General features: G+C 73.0%; 16 protein-coding genes. 4 read left to right on the top strand and 12 right to left on the bottom strand.

Annotated features, from left to right (window positions below; genetic code table 11):
- The first annotated feature begins 70 nt into the window (after positions 1-70).
- Positions 71-664, top strand: a complete 594-nt coding sequence (locus JK364_RS20210; RefSeq protein ID WP_201852503.1) for an SCO3374 family protein — start codon at positions 71-73, stop codon at positions 662-664.
- Between the two features lie 5 nt (positions 665-669).
- Here the strand turns inward: JK364_RS20210 and JK364_RS20215 are convergent, their stop codons facing one another.
- The 10 genes from JK364_RS20215 to JK364_RS20260 form a co-directional block, all read right to left on the bottom strand.
- The gene (locus JK364_RS20215) at positions 670-1,008 is read right to left on the bottom strand and encodes a histone-like nucleoid-structuring protein Lsr2 (RefSeq protein ID WP_020870378.1); all 339 of its coding nucleotides are present in this window, start codon (positions 1,006-1,008) and stop codon (positions 670-672) included.
- A gap of 221 nt (positions 1,009-1,229) precedes the next feature.
- On the bottom strand, positions 1,230-1,751 hold the full coding sequence (locus JK364_RS20220) for an amino-acid N-acetyltransferase (protein ID WP_044573350.1): 522 nt from the start codon (positions 1,749-1,751) through the stop codon (positions 1,230-1,232).
- Between the two features lie 22 nt (positions 1,752-1,773).
- The gene (locus JK364_RS20225) at positions 1,774-2,169 is read right to left on the bottom strand and encodes a BlaI/MecI/CopY family transcriptional regulator (protein ID WP_075200364.1); all 396 of its coding nucleotides are present in this window, start codon (positions 2,167-2,169) and stop codon (positions 1,774-1,776) included.
- 112 nt (positions 2,170-2,281) lie between these two features.
- A complete protein-coding gene (locus JK364_RS20230) occupies positions 2,282-2,464 on the bottom strand; it encodes a hypothetical protein (protein WP_044573347.1) in 183 nt (60 codons plus the stop codon).
- 103 nt (positions 2,465-2,567) lie between these two features.
- Complete coding sequence (locus JK364_RS20235; RefSeq protein ID WP_230992211.1) at positions 2,568-3,464, bottom strand: hypothetical protein; 897 nt, start codon at positions 3,462-3,464, stop codon at positions 2,568-2,570.
- 361 nt (positions 3,465-3,825) lie between these two features.
- Complete coding sequence (locus JK364_RS20240; RefSeq protein ID WP_201852504.1) at positions 3,826-4,623, bottom strand: type III pantothenate kinase; 798 nt, start codon at positions 4,621-4,623, stop codon at positions 3,826-3,828.
- Between the two features lie 107 nt (positions 4,624-4,730).
- Positions 4,731-5,762: a carboxylating nicotinate-nucleotide diphosphorylase gene (nadC, locus tag JK364_RS20245; protein WP_307841333.1), complete on the bottom strand. Its 1,032-nt coding sequence runs from the start codon at positions 5,760-5,762 to the stop codon at positions 4,731-4,733.
- On the bottom strand, positions 5,759-7,618 hold the full coding sequence (locus JK364_RS20250) for an L-aspartate oxidase (protein WP_201852505.1): 1,860 nt from the start codon (positions 7,616-7,618) through the stop codon (positions 5,759-5,761). Before JK364_RS20250 ends, nadC begins: the two co-directional genes overlap by 4 nt.
- Positions 7,615-8,586: a pantoate--beta-alanine ligase gene (panC, locus tag JK364_RS20255; protein ID WP_201852506.1), complete on the bottom strand. Its 972-nt coding sequence runs from the start codon at positions 8,584-8,586 to the stop codon at positions 7,615-7,617. The genes JK364_RS20250 and panC overlap by 4 nt, the downstream gene beginning before the upstream one ends.
- Positions 8,583-9,518 carry a Rossmann-like and DUF2520 domain-containing protein gene (locus tag JK364_RS20260; RefSeq protein ID WP_201852507.1) on the bottom strand — a complete coding sequence of 312 codons (936 nt, stop codon included), beginning with the start codon at positions 9,516-9,518 and terminating at the stop codon, positions 8,583-8,585. Before JK364_RS20260 ends, panC begins: the two co-directional genes overlap by 4 nt.
- 147 nt (positions 9,519-9,665) lie before the next feature.
- Between JK364_RS20260 and JK364_RS20265 the strand changes: the two genes are divergently transcribed.
- From JK364_RS20265 to JK364_RS20275, 3 genes are all read left to right on the top strand, one after another.
- On the top strand, positions 9,666-10,955 hold the full coding sequence (locus JK364_RS20265) for a threonine aldolase family protein (protein ID WP_372461966.1): 1,290 nt from the start codon (positions 9,666-9,668) through the stop codon (positions 10,953-10,955).
- Positions 10,956-11,288: 333 nt separating this feature from the next.
- Positions 11,289-12,371, top strand: coding sequence for a DUF5937 family protein (locus JK364_RS20270; RefSeq protein WP_201852508.1), 1,083 nt, complete (start codon positions 11,289-11,291; stop codon positions 12,369-12,371).
- Positions 12,372-12,443: 72 nt separating this feature from the next.
- The gene (locus JK364_RS20275; protein WP_201852509.1) at positions 12,444-12,770 is read left to right on the top strand and encodes an ArsR/SmtB family transcription factor; all 327 of its coding nucleotides are present in this window, start codon (positions 12,444-12,446) and stop codon (positions 12,768-12,770) included.
- Positions 12,771-12,881: 111 nt separating this feature from the next.
- Here JK364_RS20275 and JK364_RS20280 read toward each other — a convergent pair whose 3' ends face one another.
- Positions 12,882-13,571: a response regulator transcription factor gene (locus JK364_RS20280; RefSeq protein ID WP_201852510.1), complete on the bottom strand. Its 690-nt coding sequence runs from the start codon at positions 13,569-13,571 to the stop codon at positions 12,882-12,884.
- Positions 13,572-13,639: 68 nt separating this feature from the next.
- On the bottom strand, positions 13,640-14,836 hold the full coding sequence (locus tag JK364_RS20285) for a sensor histidine kinase (RefSeq protein WP_201852511.1): 1,197 nt from the start codon (positions 14,834-14,836) through the stop codon (positions 13,640-13,642).
- Positions 14,837-14,945 lie beyond the last annotated feature (109 nt).

Raw genomic sequence — 14,945 nt, forward strand, 5'->3', positions numbered from 1 at the left:
TACGGAGATCATCACGTACGAACGTGACCGCCCGCGTAACCGAGCGGGCGGGCGGGGAGTTCTGCTGGGCATGATCCTCAGGGCCCACGGCGCGGAGCCGTCCGCACCGGCCGCCCGGTCACGCTGGTACGAGCGGGAGCTGGGCTGGCCGACGGCCGGCAGCGATCCCGTCGAATTGCTCACGGGGGTGGCATTCGACGTCATCGAACTGCCGGCCGTGGCCGGTTTCGCGATGCTGCGGCGCGTACCGCGGACCGGTCCGGTCGCGGTGGAGGGCGCCTGGATGCGGCTCCTGGTGGCCGCGGGCAGCGCGGACGAGCTGCCAGGGCTGCTCGACTGGCTGGAGTGGGGCGGTGTGGCCCTGGACCTGGGCGCGATCGGCGCCGGAGGCCGGATCACCGCGCCGTGCCCCGCCCGTTCCCGGCCATCGTCCCTGGCCGCCGGGGCGCCCGGTGAGCGATGCCCGCAGGAGGTCGCCGTATGGCTGCGACCTCCCGATACGAGGGGCGAGGTGGAGCCGACGCTGCCGAGGGCAGGCTTCGGGGGCGATGGGGGCGCCCCCGATCTCGTACGGCTCGTGAGCACGGCGGCCACGGAGTGCCACCGAGCCCGGTTGGTGCGCGCCCTGCCACTGCCCAGGCAGCGGCGAGCCGGGGAAGGGTGACGCGCTCAGCCGTTGGCCTTCTCGTACGCCTCACGGACGGTCGCCGGAACACGGCCGCGGTCGTTGACCTCGTAGCCGTTCTCCTTCGCCCAGGCGCGGATCTTCGCGGTGTCCTGACCGGCGCCACCCGCCGCCGCCCGCGCCTTGCCCCGGCCGCCGGAGGCCCGGCCACCGGTGCGCCGGCCGCCCTTGGTGAACGGCTCCAGGGCGTCACGGAGCTTGTCCGCGTTGGTGGTGGTGAGGTCGATCTCGTAGCTCTTGCCGTCCAGAGCGAACGTCACGGTCTCGTCCGCCTCGCCGCCGTCGAGGTCGTCGACAAGAAGGACCTGAACCTTCTGTGCCATGGGGTTCCTTTCAGGGAAAACGGGGGGCTCGGGGGCGCGGCGTTAGCCGCTGATGACTCACCCCCCAGGTAATTACACTACGAGAGAATAGGAAACCGCTTTTCCTGGAAAAACACAAACCCCCCGCGAAGGTTCGACCGATCCGCCAAGCGGGAAGCCTCATGGAAGGTCATGTTCCGGAGCTATGTGATAGGGGAGCGATTCGGACATAGGGCCCGCGATCACAGTTGCAGAAGCATCCGGCTGTTGCCAAGGGTGTTCGGCTTCACCCGTTCGAGACCTAGGAACTCGGCGACACCCTCGTCATAGGAACGCAGGAGCTCGCTGTAGACATCGCCGTCGACCGGCGTCTCGCCGATCTCCACGAAGCCGTGCTTGACGAAGAAGTCGACTTCGAAGGTGAGGCAGAAAATGCGCCGCACGCCCAGCCAGCGTGCGGTCTGCAGCAGCTTGTCAAGCACCAGATGCCCTACACCGGTGCCCTTGAGAGTCCGATCGACGGCGAGAGTGCGGACCTCCGCGAGGTCTTCCCACATGACGTGCAGCGCTCCGCAGCCAATGAGCTCAGCGTCCTCGTCGCGCTCGGCGACCCAGAACTCCTGGATGTCCTCGTAAAGCGTCACGGTCGCTTTGTCGAGCAGGATGCGATCGTCCACGTACGAGTCGATGAGGCGACGCACCGCCCGAACATCGCTGGTCCGGGCACGGCGGACGGTGACTACTTTTGATAGTGGGGAGGACATGAGCGGACGCTATCGCCCCGGGTCATCGCCCCGACTCACCGGGGCTCTCCCCCGGCTCCCCCAGTTGTGCGACACGCATGGCATCCCGTAGTGCGTCGCGCTGCTCTTCGGACATCATCCCGAAGAACGCGACGAGTGCGGCCGCGGGGTTGTCACTGGTCGACCACGCTTCGTTCATCAGTGCGGCCGAGTAGGCGGCGCGCGTGGAGACCGCGGCATATCGATAGGCGCGGCCTTCCACCTCACGGCGCAGCCAGCCCTTGTGATGCAGGTTGTCCATTACGGTCATGACCGTCGTGTAGGCGATCGAGCGTTCCCGCTGAAGGTCTTCCAGGACTTCCCGGACCGTGACCGGGCGGTTCCACTTCCACACCCGCGTCATGACCGCGTCTTCGAGATCTCCCAATGGCCGAGGCACACCGAGAATAATAGTGGGAGATGTCCCGAATGTCCGGAGGGTTGGACGGGAAATGCCGCACGCCCCGGGACGCGACGCGTCCACGGGGCGTGATCCGGCGTGATCGATCCGGTCAGGAGGTCTCGCGCTCCGGCGCCGGGCGCTCGGCCTCGGCGCGGGCCGCCAGCGCGGCGTCCACCGCGGCGTCCTCCTTGGACTTGTTGGCGCCGCCCTGGCTCTTCACCATCGTCACGATGAGCGCGGTGAAGGCCACGGCCATCACCACGGGCGGGACCAGCGCGGAGACGTAATCCATTGCTCTCGGCCTCCTTTTGCTCGAGACCACCAGATTACGCGGCGCGCCGCGGCCTCCCGGAGCCGGGCACCGGTCCCGGGCGGGGCGCCCCGGGGACGCCAGGTCAGGCGGAGCGGACCCCGGCGCCGGGCGCGAGCCTCGACTCGTGCTCCGGGGGCGGCGAGGGACGGCGGCGCTTGGGCGGGAAGACCTCCGCCGGCGTGGGCACCGGACGCCCCGGGCGCGGCGCCCGGCGGCCCGGCTCCCTCCGCTTCGGCTCCTCGCGGTCGCCGTGCTCCGGCGGCGTGGGCTTCTTACGGGGCTCACGCTTCGGCTCGCCGGACTGGAGCACGGCCTCCCGCGCGCCCTCTGGCCCCTTCCGGGCGGCGTGCTCAGGCCCCTTCCGGGCAGCGTGCTCAGGCCCCTTCCGGGCGGCCTCCTCGGACCCCTTCCGGGCGGCCCCCTGCGCGGCCGTCCCGGGCGCCGCCGAGACCCCGCCGGGCAGGGCGCGCAGCCGGGGCGCCACGGGGCGCGTGCGCGGCTCCACGACGGCGCCGACGACTCCGGAGCGCTCCGCGAGCCGGGCGCGCACGCCCCGCTCGGCAAGGCGCTCGCAGTGGCTCAGCAGCGCGCGCCGGCGCGTCGTCTCACCGCCCCCGGCGGCCGACCCGCACAGCGCGCGGAGCGCGGCCAGATCCTCGGCCAGCGGCTCGTAACCGGCCTCGAGGGCGCCCTGGAGCTGCTCGAGATAGCCAACGGCGGCGCCGGGCAGGGCGGCGCGATAGCGGGCGAGCTCGTCGAGCAGGAACGCTCGCAGCCGCCCGCCCTCGCGGACCGCTTCGTCCACGGCCTCGGCGAGCCGGAGACAGTCCTGGACCTCCTCCGCCCGGTCCGGGCCGAGGCGGCCGGCGGAGGGGGTGACGGGGTCGGGTTGGAGGGCGATGGCGAGGGCGCGTCGGAGCACACGCAGCTCATCCGCACTGAACGCCATTCCGCCGCGGGATCCATATGGCGTGGGCATGGGGCGACTTTAAGTGCTAAGCGGACAAATTTCGCTCAGCGCCGGACGGTGCGGCGCGTTGCGGACGCCGAGCGGCCATACGGGGGAAGCGCCGGACGGGACCGCGCCGAGGCGGTCCCGTCCGGACCCGACACCCGGGGGCGGACCGTCGCATCCGGGTGCCGGTGTACATGGTCGACGGCCGTTCCGCTTGTCAATACGGAATTCGCTGTGCCGTCTTTCCCTTGACCGCCCCTTGCCCCATTGGCGAAGAGCGATCAGTTGCGCAGGACGAATCCCGAGTGCGGGAATTCGTTTCGGAATGCCGTCAATGCGGTCGAGCACCCGGGTGAAGAGCAGGTGAAGAGCTGATCGCCGGTGCTCAGCCGCGCGAGACGTTCCGCTCGTAGACCAGTCTGAGGCCGATCAGGGTCAACCAGGGCTCATGCTCATCGATCACTGAGGATTCTCCTAGCACCATGGGCGCCAGCCCACCGGTGGCGATCACGGTGACATCCTCCGGGTCCTGGGCGAGCTCGCGCGCCATACGCCGGACGATTCCGTCCACCTGGCCCGCGAAGCCGTAGAGGATGCCGGACTGCATGGCCTCCACCGTGTTCTTCCCGATCACGCTGCGTGGGCGGGCCAGCTCGATCTTGCGCAATTGCGCCCCGCGTACGCCCAGCGCCTCGACCGAGATCTCGATGCCCGGCGCGATCACCCCGCCCACGTACTCCCCGCGCGCGCTGACCGCGTCGAAGGTCGTCGCGGTGCCGAAGTCGACCACCACGCACGGGCCCTCGTACAGCTCCACGGCGGCCAGCGCGTTGATGATCCGGTCGGCGCCGACCTCCTTGGGGTTGTCCACCAGGATCGGCACACCGGTCTTCACGCCCGGCTCGACCAGGACGGACGGCACATCGCCGTAGTAGCGGCGGGTCACCTCGCGCAGCTCGTGGAGGACGGAGGGGACGGTGGAGCAGATGGAGATGCCCGCGATGCCGTCGCCCAGCTCCTCGCCGAGCAGCGGGTGCATGCCCATCAGGCCCTGCAGCAGGACCGCGAGCTCATCGGCGGTGCGGCGGGCGTCGGTGGAGATCCGCCAGTGCTCGATGATCTCGTCGCCGTCGAAGAGGCCCAGCACCGTATGGGTGTTCCCGACGTCGATGGTCAACAGCATGGGCGGCACCGCTTCCGGTCGGGCTCACGGCCGAGGGCGAGCCCTGGGGTGGTGGGTGGGACGACGGGCGGGCGGGCATTGCCGACGTCGATGGTCAGGAGCATCGCTTACTTCTCCTCGGCCTCGCGCAGGTCCAGGCCGATGTCCAGGATCGGGGAGGAGTGGGTGAGCGCGCCGACCGCCAGATAGTCGACGCCCGTCTCGGCGTACGTACGGGCATTGGCCAGCGTCAGCCGTCCCGAGGACTCCAGCGCGGCGCGCCCGGCGACCAGCTCGACGGCCTCGCGGGTCCGCTCCGGGGTGAAGTTGTCCAGCAGGATGAGATCCGCGCCCGCCGCCAGGACCGGCGGGATCTGCTCCAGGGTGTCGACCTCCACCTCGATCGGCACATCCGGGAACTCGGCCCGTACGGCGCCGAACGCCTCCGCGACACCGCCCGCCGCGATCACGTGGTTGTCCTTGACCAGCGCGGCGTCCGAGAGCGACATCCGGTGGTTGACCCCGCCACCGCAGCGCACCGCGTACTTCTCCAGGGCGCGCAGCCCCGGGGTGGTCTTACGGGTGTCACGGACCTTGGTCTTCGTCCCCTCCAGGGCGTCGGCCCACGCACGGGTCGCGGTCGCGATGCCGGAGAGCCGGCACAGCAGGTTGAGCGCGCTGCGCTCGCCGGTGAGCAGATCGCGGGCGCGGGTGCGGACGCTGAGCAGCTTCTGGCCGGGCTCCACCCGGTCGCCGTCCGCCACATGCCGCTCGACCTCGAACTCGTCCGTGCAGACCACGGACAGGATCGCCTCGGCGATCCGCAGCCCCGCGACGGTGCCCGCCTCACGGGCCGTGAAGTCGCCGGTGGCGAAGGCGTCCTCGGGGACGGTGGCCACCGTGGTGACGTCCACGCCCTGGTCGAGGTCCTCCTCGATGGCCATATGGGCGATGTCCTCGACCTGGATGGGGTCGAGTCCCGCGCGGATCAGCAGCTCGGCCAGGTCGGGGTCCAGACCGCACTCCATCGGGTCGAGTTCACCGTCGTCACCGCCGCAGCCGCAGGCATCGCCGCAACCGCCCCCGTCGCCGGGGCCGCCGATCTGGAGCAGCGGCAGGGACACGAGTGGCTGGCGGTCTTCGGAAGTGCTGCTGCTCACGGGTGGGACTCCGTCTCGGCTCGGGGGGTGGTCGATGGGGGAAACGCTTCGGAGTCCGTGGAACGGACGTCGAGGGCGCCGTCCGGGCGGAGAGTGACCAGCAGATGGCGGCGCCAGGCGGCGTCGTCCCGCTCGGGGCGGTCCTCGCGCCAGTGGCAGCCGCGGGTCTCCTCGCGGCGGAGCGCGGCGGCCACCAGGACCCGGGCGACGAGATGGAGGTTGGTGGCCTCCCACGTCTCGACCCCGGGCTCGGCCGTCTTGCCGTCCCGCCGCAGCTGCGCCGCGGCGTCGTCCTGGACGCGCTCCAGCCGGTCGGCGGCGCGGGCCAGGCTCTCGGCGGAGCGGAGCACCCCGGCGCCGTGGGTCATGATGTGCTGGATCTCGTAGCGGGCCTCCGAGGCGAGCAGGGGCGCGTCGCCGGAAGCAGCGGGAGAAGCGGGAGAAGCGGCGGGAGCCGATGGCCCGGTCCGCCCCGCGGGCCGCTCGCGTCCCCCGGCCCCGGCGGACACCGCCCCAGAGGACTCCGGCCCGGCGGACTCCGTCCCAGCGGACCCCGGCCCGGCAGGCTCCGACTCAGCGGTGATGTCCTCCGCGATGCGCTCCGCGAAGACCAGGCCCTCGAGAAGGGAGTTGGAGGCCAGGCGGTTGGCGCCGTGGACGCCGGTGCAGGCGACCTCCCCACAGGCGTAGAGACCGGGCACGGTGGTGCGGCCGCGCAGATCGGTGCGGACCCCGCCGCTCGCGTAGTGCGCGGCCGGGGCGACCGGGATGGGCTCGGTCACCGGGTCGATGCCATGGGCGCGGCAGGCGGCGAGGATGGTCGGGAAGCGCCGCTCCCACATCTCGGCCCCGAAGTGGCGCGCGTCCAGGTACATATGCTCGGCGCCGCGCTCCCCCATCCGCCGCATGATGCCCTTGGCGACGATGTCACGGGGCGCCAGCTCGGCCAGCTCGTGCTGCCCGAGCATGAACCGCACCCCGTCGGCGTCGACGAGATGGGCGCCCTCGCCGCGCACCGCCTCCGAGACCAGCGGCTGCTGGCCCTCCGCCTCGGGGCCCAGCCACAGCACCGTGGGGTGGAACTGCACAAACTCCAGATCGCTGATCTCGGCCCCCGCGCGCAGCGCGAGCGCGACGCCATCGCCGGTGGAGACGGCGGGGTTGGTGGTGGCGGAGAAGATCTGGCCCATGCCGCCCGTGGCGAGCACGACCGCGTCCGCCGAGACCGCGCCCACACCGTCCCGCTGGCCCTCGCCCATGACGTGCAGGGTGACCCCGGCCGCCCGGCCGGAGCCGTCCCTGAGCAGATCGAGCACCAGGGCGTTCTCCACGGTCTCGATACCGGCCGCGCGGACCGCGTCGACCAGGGCCCGGGAGATCTCCGCGCCGGTCGCGTCGCCGCCCGCGTGGGCGATCCGGCGGCGGTGGTGGCCGCCCTCGCGGGTCAGCAGGATCTCGCCCGTGGCGTCGTCGGCGTCGAAGCGGGCGCCGGTGGCGATGAGCCGGCGCACCGCGTCGGGCCCCTCGGTGACCAGCGCCCGTACGGCCTGCTCGTCGCAGAGCCCGGCACCGGCCACCAGCGTGTCGTCCAGATGCTGCTCGGGGGTGTCGCCCTCGCCGAGGGCGGCGGCTATGCCGCCCTGGGCCCAGCGCGTGGAGCCGTCGTCCAGGCGGGCCTTGGTGACCACGGTGACCTTGGCCCCGGCCGCGGCGCAGCGCAGCGCCACGGTCAGCCCGGCGACCCCGGAGCCGACGACCACGACATCGGCCTCGGTGGCCCAGCCGGGGGCGGGGGCGCGCAGGGCGGCGGCGGGGGCGGTGGCCCCGGCCGCCGGGCGCCCGGTCGGACGGGTCATCGGGCGGCTCCGATCCACAGGCGGATGTTGTCTATCAGGCGGGTGGCGCCGACCTTGGCGGCGACGGCCAGCACGGCCTCGCCAGTGTGTCCGTCGGAGACGTCGGTGAAGTCGGCGGGGTCGACCAGGGCCAGATAGTCCAGGACGAGCGGCGGTTCGAGCCCCGCCGCCTCGTCGAGCACCGCCCGCGCCGCGGACCGCACCGCGGCGGGCGACGCGACCCGTATGAGCTCGTGCTCCTCGGACCCGGCCGGGCCCTCCCCGGCCGCCAGCAGCCCCGCGTCGCGCCCCGCGAACAGCGCCCGGGACAGGGCCAGCGCGGTGTCCCGCTCCTGGGCCGTCAGATAGCGGTTACGGCTGGAGAGGGCGAGCCCGTCGCCCTCCCGGACGGTGGGGACGCCGACGATCTCCACGGGGAAGTTCAGGTCGTGGACCATCCGGCGGACCAGCGACAGCTGCTGGGCGTCCTTCTCGCCGAAGAAGGCGATGTCGGGGCGGGTGAGATGGAGCAGCTTGCCGACGACGGTGAGCATCCCGTCGAAGTGGCCGGGGCGCGAGGCGCCCTCATAGCGCTCGCCCAGGGTCCCGGCGGTGATCCGGACGCCCGGCTCGCCGTCCGGATAGACCTCCTCGGCGGTGGGGGCGAAGACGATGTCCGCGCCCGCCTCGGCCGCCACCCTGAGGTCGGCGTCGAGGGTGCGCGGATAGCGGCCGAGGTCCTCGCCCGCGCCGAACTGCAGCGGATTGACGAAGACGGTGACGGTCACCATGCCCTTGGCGCCCACCCGGGCGCGGGCGGCGCGGATGAGCGAGGCGTGCCCGTCGTGCAGCGCGCCCATGGTCATCACGACGGCCGTGCGCCCCGGCACGGCGAAGTGGGCGAGCGCCGCGTCCAGATCCGGGCGATGACGGAACAGCTCCACATCCGGCTCCCCTGGAAGCGCCTTGGTCCACAGCCTCGGGCTCATGCCTCACTACCTCCCCGGCCCCGCGCGTCGGTCACGTCCGAGAGCACGCCCAGCAGGTCCTCGGCGAGCTCCGGCTTGAGCAGACCGTGCGCGAGCGCCCGGTCCGCGGTCGTACGGGCCATGGCCAGATAGCCGGCGACGGCGTGCGGGGCGTGCCGCCGCAGCTCGGCGACATGGGCGGCGACCGTGCCGGCGTCGCCGCGCGCGACCGGCCCGGTGAGCGCGGCGTCGCCGCTGCGCAGCGCGTTGTCCAGCGCGGCGCCGAGGAGCGGGCCGAGCATCCGGTCGGGGGCCTCGACCCCGGACGCGCGCAGCAGCTCCAGGGACTGGGCGACCAGTGTGGTGAGGTGGTTGGCGCCGATGGCGAGGGCCGCGTGGTAGAGCGGACGGGACTTCTCCGCGATCCACTCGGGCTCCCCGCCCATCTCGATGACCAGGGCCTCGGCCGCCAGCCGCAGCTCCTCGGGAGCGGTGACGCCGAAGGAGCAGCCGGCCAGCCGCTGGACGTCCACCGAGGTGCCGGTGAAGGTCATGACGGGGTGCAGCGCGAGCGGCAGCGCACCGGCCCGCAGCGCGGGCTCCAGCACGCCGACGCCGTAGCGGCCCGAGGTGTGCACCAGCAGCTGGCCGGGGCGCACCGCGCCGGTTTCGGCGAGGCCGCCGATCAGCTCGGGCAGCGCGTCGTCGGGGACGGTGAGCAGCACCAGCTCGGCCCGCGCCAGCACCTCGGCGGGCGGCACGATGGGTACTTCGGGAAGCAGGGCGGCGGCCCGGCGCACGGAGGCGTCGGAGACACCGGACGCGGCGACCGGGCGGTGCCCGGCGAGTCTCAGCGAGGCGGCGAGGGCCGGGCCGACGCGGCCCGCGCCGACGACCCCGACGGTGAGCCGGGCAGGCCGGTCCTGCGGCTCAGGCAGTGGTTGAGCGTTCACGCGACAACAGGCCTTCCGTTCCAGTCCTCAGGGGTACCGGACGATTCCCCGCCATGCTACGCGAGTGTTTCCGGGGGGTTTGGCCGCACGCCCGGGCCTGTGGACAACTCTGTGGTCCGATGGACAGGCGTGCGACATGATCAGCCCATGACGGACGGGACGGACGAGGCAGCGGCAGACGAGGCGGACGAGATGGTCGGCACGGGCGGCGAGACGGAGCGGTCCGTGCGGGCGCGACGCCTCGCGGCCTGGCACGGCGCCGAGCGGACGCTCGCGCGCGGGCCCGCCGAGGTGCGGATCGCCGAGCGTCTGGCCACCCTCACCACCGCCCTTACGGCCGACACCGCGTCGTACGACGGGGACGGCTGGGTGGACATCTACGGCGACGGCATCGTCGAGGAGCTGGAGCGGCGGGTCGCCGAGCTGCTCGGCACGGAGGCCGCGGCGTTCTTCCCCACCGGCACCATGGCGCAGCAGGTCGCGCTGCGCTGCTGGGCGGGGCGCACCGGCAGTCCGGTGGTGGCGCTGCATCCGCTGGCCCATCTGGACGTGCACGAGCGGGACGCGTATCTGACGGTGAGCGGGCTGCGCGCGGTGCGTCCGACCAGTGAGCCGCGGCCGCCCACGGCCGAGGAGATCCTGGGCCTGGACGAGCCGTTCGGCACCCTCGCCCTCGAACTCCCGCTGCGCGACGCCGGATTCGTGCTGCCCGGGTGGGACGAGCTGGTCGCGACCGTGGAGGCGGCCCGGGAGCGGGACGCGGTGGTGCACTTCGACGGGGCGCGGCTGTGGGAGTGCACGGCGCACTTCGGCCGGGAGCTGACGGAGATCGCCGCCCTGGCGGACTCCGTCTACGTGTCCTTCTACAAGTCGCTCGGCGGCCTCTCGGGAGCGGCACTGGCCGGGCCCGAGACCCTGGTGACGGAGGCCAGGGCGTGGCGCCACCGGTACGGCGGCCAGCTCTTCCAGCAGTGGCCGGCGGCGCTCGCCGCGCTGGACGGCCTGGACCACGAGCTGCCGAGGCTGCCGTCGTACGTGGCGCACGCGCGGGTCGTGGCGGAGGCGCTGCGGACGGCGTTCACGGCCGCGGGGGTGGGGTGGTCCCGGGTGCACCCGGAGGTGCCGCACACCCACCAGTTCCAGGTGTGGCTGCCGTATCCGGCGGCGGTGCTGGACGAGGCGGGGGTGCGGCTGGCGGAGGAGACCCGGACGGTGCTGTTCCGTCGCTGGCGGGAGCCGGGGCCGCCCGGCCTGGCCATGACGGAGCTGACGGTCGCCTCATCCGCACTCGAGTGGACGGCCGACGACGTCACGGCCGCGGCCGACGCGTTCCTCGCCCTGGTCCGTGAGCTCATGGAGGTCCGTGAGCTCATGGAGGTCCGGGAGCTCACGGAGGTCCGGGAGCTCCCGGAGGTCCGGGAGCTCCCGGAGGGCTGACCGGCGCCGCGCGAACACCTCCCTGACCGCCCTTACGGAGCGCAGCGCATCCGTAAGGCGGCCACGGCGGCCCCGGCGGCGGGCCGGGCGCCCGGCCGTCACGGCCCGGAAGTCGCGGTACTCCCGCAGCTCCCGGAGGGTGCGCCAGTCGTGCCGGCCCGGTGCGGGCGGGGCGGGCTCGCCGCGCTGGGCGGCCCGGTACAGGTCGAGTGCGTAAATCTCGGTGAGGGACATGGCTCAACGGTCCGCCCGGCCCCGGACACCGGTCACGCCGTTTGACGATGGGCGTCAAACGAGGGCGGCGCCGGGGCCGGGCTCCCGCACCATGGGTTCATGGCCAACGTCATCGACATCGCCGGGCTGCCGCCCGAGCGCATCGTCTTCAGCCCGTCCCCGCTCGCCGAGCTGGGCGCCGCGCTCCATGTGCTGTCCGAGCCCGGCCACCACCCCGGGCTGCACGGCTGGGCCACCGCCACCACCTCGGCGCTCAAGCCGGACCTCGCGGACCGGCTCTGCGAGGCGGACTTCCTCTGGCGCACCGCCCGCTCCGATCTGCTGCTCCCGGCCGCCCCCGGGGCGACGCTCGCCGAGGAGCTGGACGCGCTGGACCGGATCGACGACGAGACGTTCGTGGCGGCCGCCTTCGAGATCGCCTGCTCGCCCTCGTACACCCGGCACACCCCCTCGCCGCTGGTCGACGCGGGCGAACGGGCCCGGGTCCTCGAGCTGGCGGCCGCCCGGGGGCCGCGGCAGGCGGCCTTCACCGAGCGCATGCTGGAGGACCCGGACGGGCTGCGGGTCTGGCTGCGGCGGCTGCTGGAGGACTGCGACCAGGCGTTCTTCGCCGACACCTGGCGGCGGACGCGGATCCAGCTGGCCGCCGACGCCCGCCACAAGGCCGAGCTGCTGCAGCGCAAGGGGCTCGCGGAGGCGCTGGCGTCGGCCTCCGCCGCGCTGTCGCTGTCGGACGACGGGGACAGCATCCTGGTCGACAAGCTGGCGGGCGGCCGTACGACGGCGTACGGCGACGGCGTCACCTTCATCCCGACCGCCTTCGGCTGGCCGCACCTCATCGTCCTGCACGCCCCCGGCTGGCGCCCGGTGATCCAGTACCCGGTCGCCACCCCCGAGCTGCCTCCGCCCGCCGCCCTGGAGCTCGTCCAGCGCCGTCTCGAGGCCCTGGCCCATCCGATGCGGATGCGGCTGTGCCGCTCCCTGGCCCGCGGCCCGCACACCACCGGTGAGCTCTCCGAGTCGTACGGCATCACGCCCCCGGAGGTCTCCCGCCATATCGCCGTGCTGAAGAAGGCCGGTCTCCTCACCACCCGCCGCCGTGGCCGCTATGTGCTGCACCAGCTCGATCTGCCGTCGGTGGCCCGGCTGGGCAGCGACTTCCTGGAGAGTGTTCTGCGGTAGGGCGCCGACCCCGCCTAAAGTGTTCACCGCACAGTGGACGCGGTCGGAACGGCGAGCGGCGGAGGAGCGGCTATGAGCAATCGAAGCCACCGGTCCGCGCCGCTCCACACCCACCCCGACGACGTCCACGTGCAGACCGCGCTCGCGGCGCTCGCCGACCCCGTACGGCTCCAGCTGGTCCGCGAACTCGCCACGGCGGCCGACTGGGAGCACACCTGCGGCACCTTCGACGTGCCCGTGGGCAAGGCGGCCCTCAGCCACCACTTCTCGGTGCTGCGCGCGGCCGGTCTGATCGAGCAGCGCGACCTGGGCCCCAGGCGGGTCAACCGGCTGCGCCGCCCCGAGTTCGACCAGCGCTTCCCCGGACTGCTCGACCTGGTGCTCCGCGAGCGGCCGTAAGCGGCCGTAAGCGGCCGTGCCGACCGTAAGACCGCGGTGCCAACCGTAAGGACGGCCGTAAGACTGCGGTGCCGACCGTAAGGACGTCGCCTCGACCGTAAGGACGGCGTCTCAGCGGGCCGGGCCGGTCGGCCCGCCGGCCCGGACCAGTCCGGTCTCGTAGGCCATCACCACCACCTGCACCCGGTCCCGCAGCTCCAACTTGGTGAGGATGCGGCCGACATGGGTCTTCACGGTCGCCTCGGACAGCACCAGCCGTGCCGCGATCTCGCCGTTCGACAGCCCCTGCGCGACCAGCAGCACCACCTCGCGCTCCCGGTCGGTGAGCCGGTCCAGCTCCGGACGGGCCCGGCCCCCACCGGCTCCGGCGCCCGGCAGTATCGGCGCGAACCGGTCCAGCAGCCGGCGCGTCGTGCTGGGCGCGACCACCGCGTCGCCGCTGTGCACCGCGCGGATCGCCGCGAGCAGCTCGCCCGGCGGCACATCCTTGAGCATGAAGCCGCCCGCCCCGGCCTTGAGCGCGGAGAAGGCGTACTCGTCCAGGTCGAACGTGGTCAGGATGATGACCTTGGGCGCCCCGTCCCGCTCGCATATCCGCCGGGTCGCCTCCACCCCGTCCAGCTTGGGCATCCGGACGTCCATCAGGACGACGTCCACCTCGGTGGAGCGCAGCACCTGGAGCGCCTCCACCCCGTCGCCGGCCTCGGCGACGACCTCCATATCGGGCTGGGCCGCGAGCACCATCCGGAAGCCGGTGCGCAGCAGCACTTGGTCATCGACGAGCATGACGCGGATCGACATCCCGGACGGTCCCTTCCCTCTGGCCTGCCTCTGGCCTGACAGCCGGCCTACAGCACGTATCGAATGGCTCAACGAACCGGCTTCAGCGGCAGCAGCGCACTGATCCGGAAGCCGCCGCCCGGTCGCGGGCCCGCGTCGAGCGTGCCGCCCACCATGCCGACGCGCTCCCGCATCCCGATCAGACCATGGCCGCTGCCGTCGACGCCGCCGTCCTCGTACATCTCGCGCTGCGCGCCCCGGCCGTCGTCCTCGACCAGCAGCCCGAGCCCGTCGTCGAAGTAGGTGAGGCGGACGCTCGCGCCCACGTCCGGGCCGCCGTGCTTACGGGTGTTGGTGAGCGCTTCCTGCACGATGCGGTACGCGGTCAGCTCGACCCCGCTGGGGAGCTGGCGCGGGCTCCCCACGACCTTGAAGTCCACCGGGAGCCCGGCGCCGCGCACCTGCTCCACGAGCTCGTCGATCTGCTCGACGTCCGGCTGCGGTACGTAGTCGTTCTCCTCGCCCGGCTCCCCGGTGCGCAGCACGCCCAGCAGCCGCCGCATCTCGGCGAGCGCCTGGCGGCCGGTGCCGGAGATCGTCTCCAGCGCCTGCCGGGTCTGTTCGGGCGAGGAGTCCAGGACGTACGCGGCGCCGTCCGCCTGCACCACCATCACCGACACGTTGTGCGCCACGACATCGTGCAGCTCCCGCGCGATCCGGGCGCGCTCGGCGGCCACCGCGACCTTCGACTGCGCCTCGCGCTCCTTCTCCAGCCGGGCGGCCCGCTCCTCGAGCTGCGCGTAGTAGGCGCGGCGGGTGCGGATCGAGTCGCCGAGCACCCAGGCCAGCACGAAGGGGATGGAGACGAAGACCGCCGAGACCACGTCCTCCCACCAGCCCTGCTGGGAGTGCGGCCAGCGGAGGGTGGCGAGGGGGGCCGCGCTGATCGCCACGCCCAGCGCGAAGCGGGAGGCCGGGCGCGACGAGGCGACCGCCACCGTGTAGACGATCACCAGCATGGCGAAGTCGGCCACATTGGGCTGGACGTTCGCGGCCATCTGGGCGAGACCGCACAGGATGGCCAGCAGCAGCATCTTCTCGGGGGCGCGGCGACGCAGCGCGATCGTCGCCCCCAGCGCCAGCACGATCGGCACGCCCGCGACGCGGGAGCCCCGGCCCAGCGACGCCTCCACGAGCCACAGGAACCCAGAAGCGACAAGGAGGACGGCCCAGAAGGTGTCCACCCCTGTCGGATGCCTGCGGAGAAATTCGTAGAGGCGCTGCACGTCACCCAGCGTAGGCATCGCCGGACCCCTCCCGGGTCAGCCCGAGGGGCGATCCGCAGCCCCCGGCCCTACTCCCCAAGGTGGAGACCACTCCGCATAGCGTGGCGGT

It is taken from the genome of Streptomyces endocoffeicus (genome assembly GCF_016741935.1).
Taxonomy (GTDB): domain Bacteria; phylum Actinomycetota; class Actinomycetes; order Streptomycetales; family Streptomycetaceae; genus Streptomyces; species Streptomyces endocoffeicus.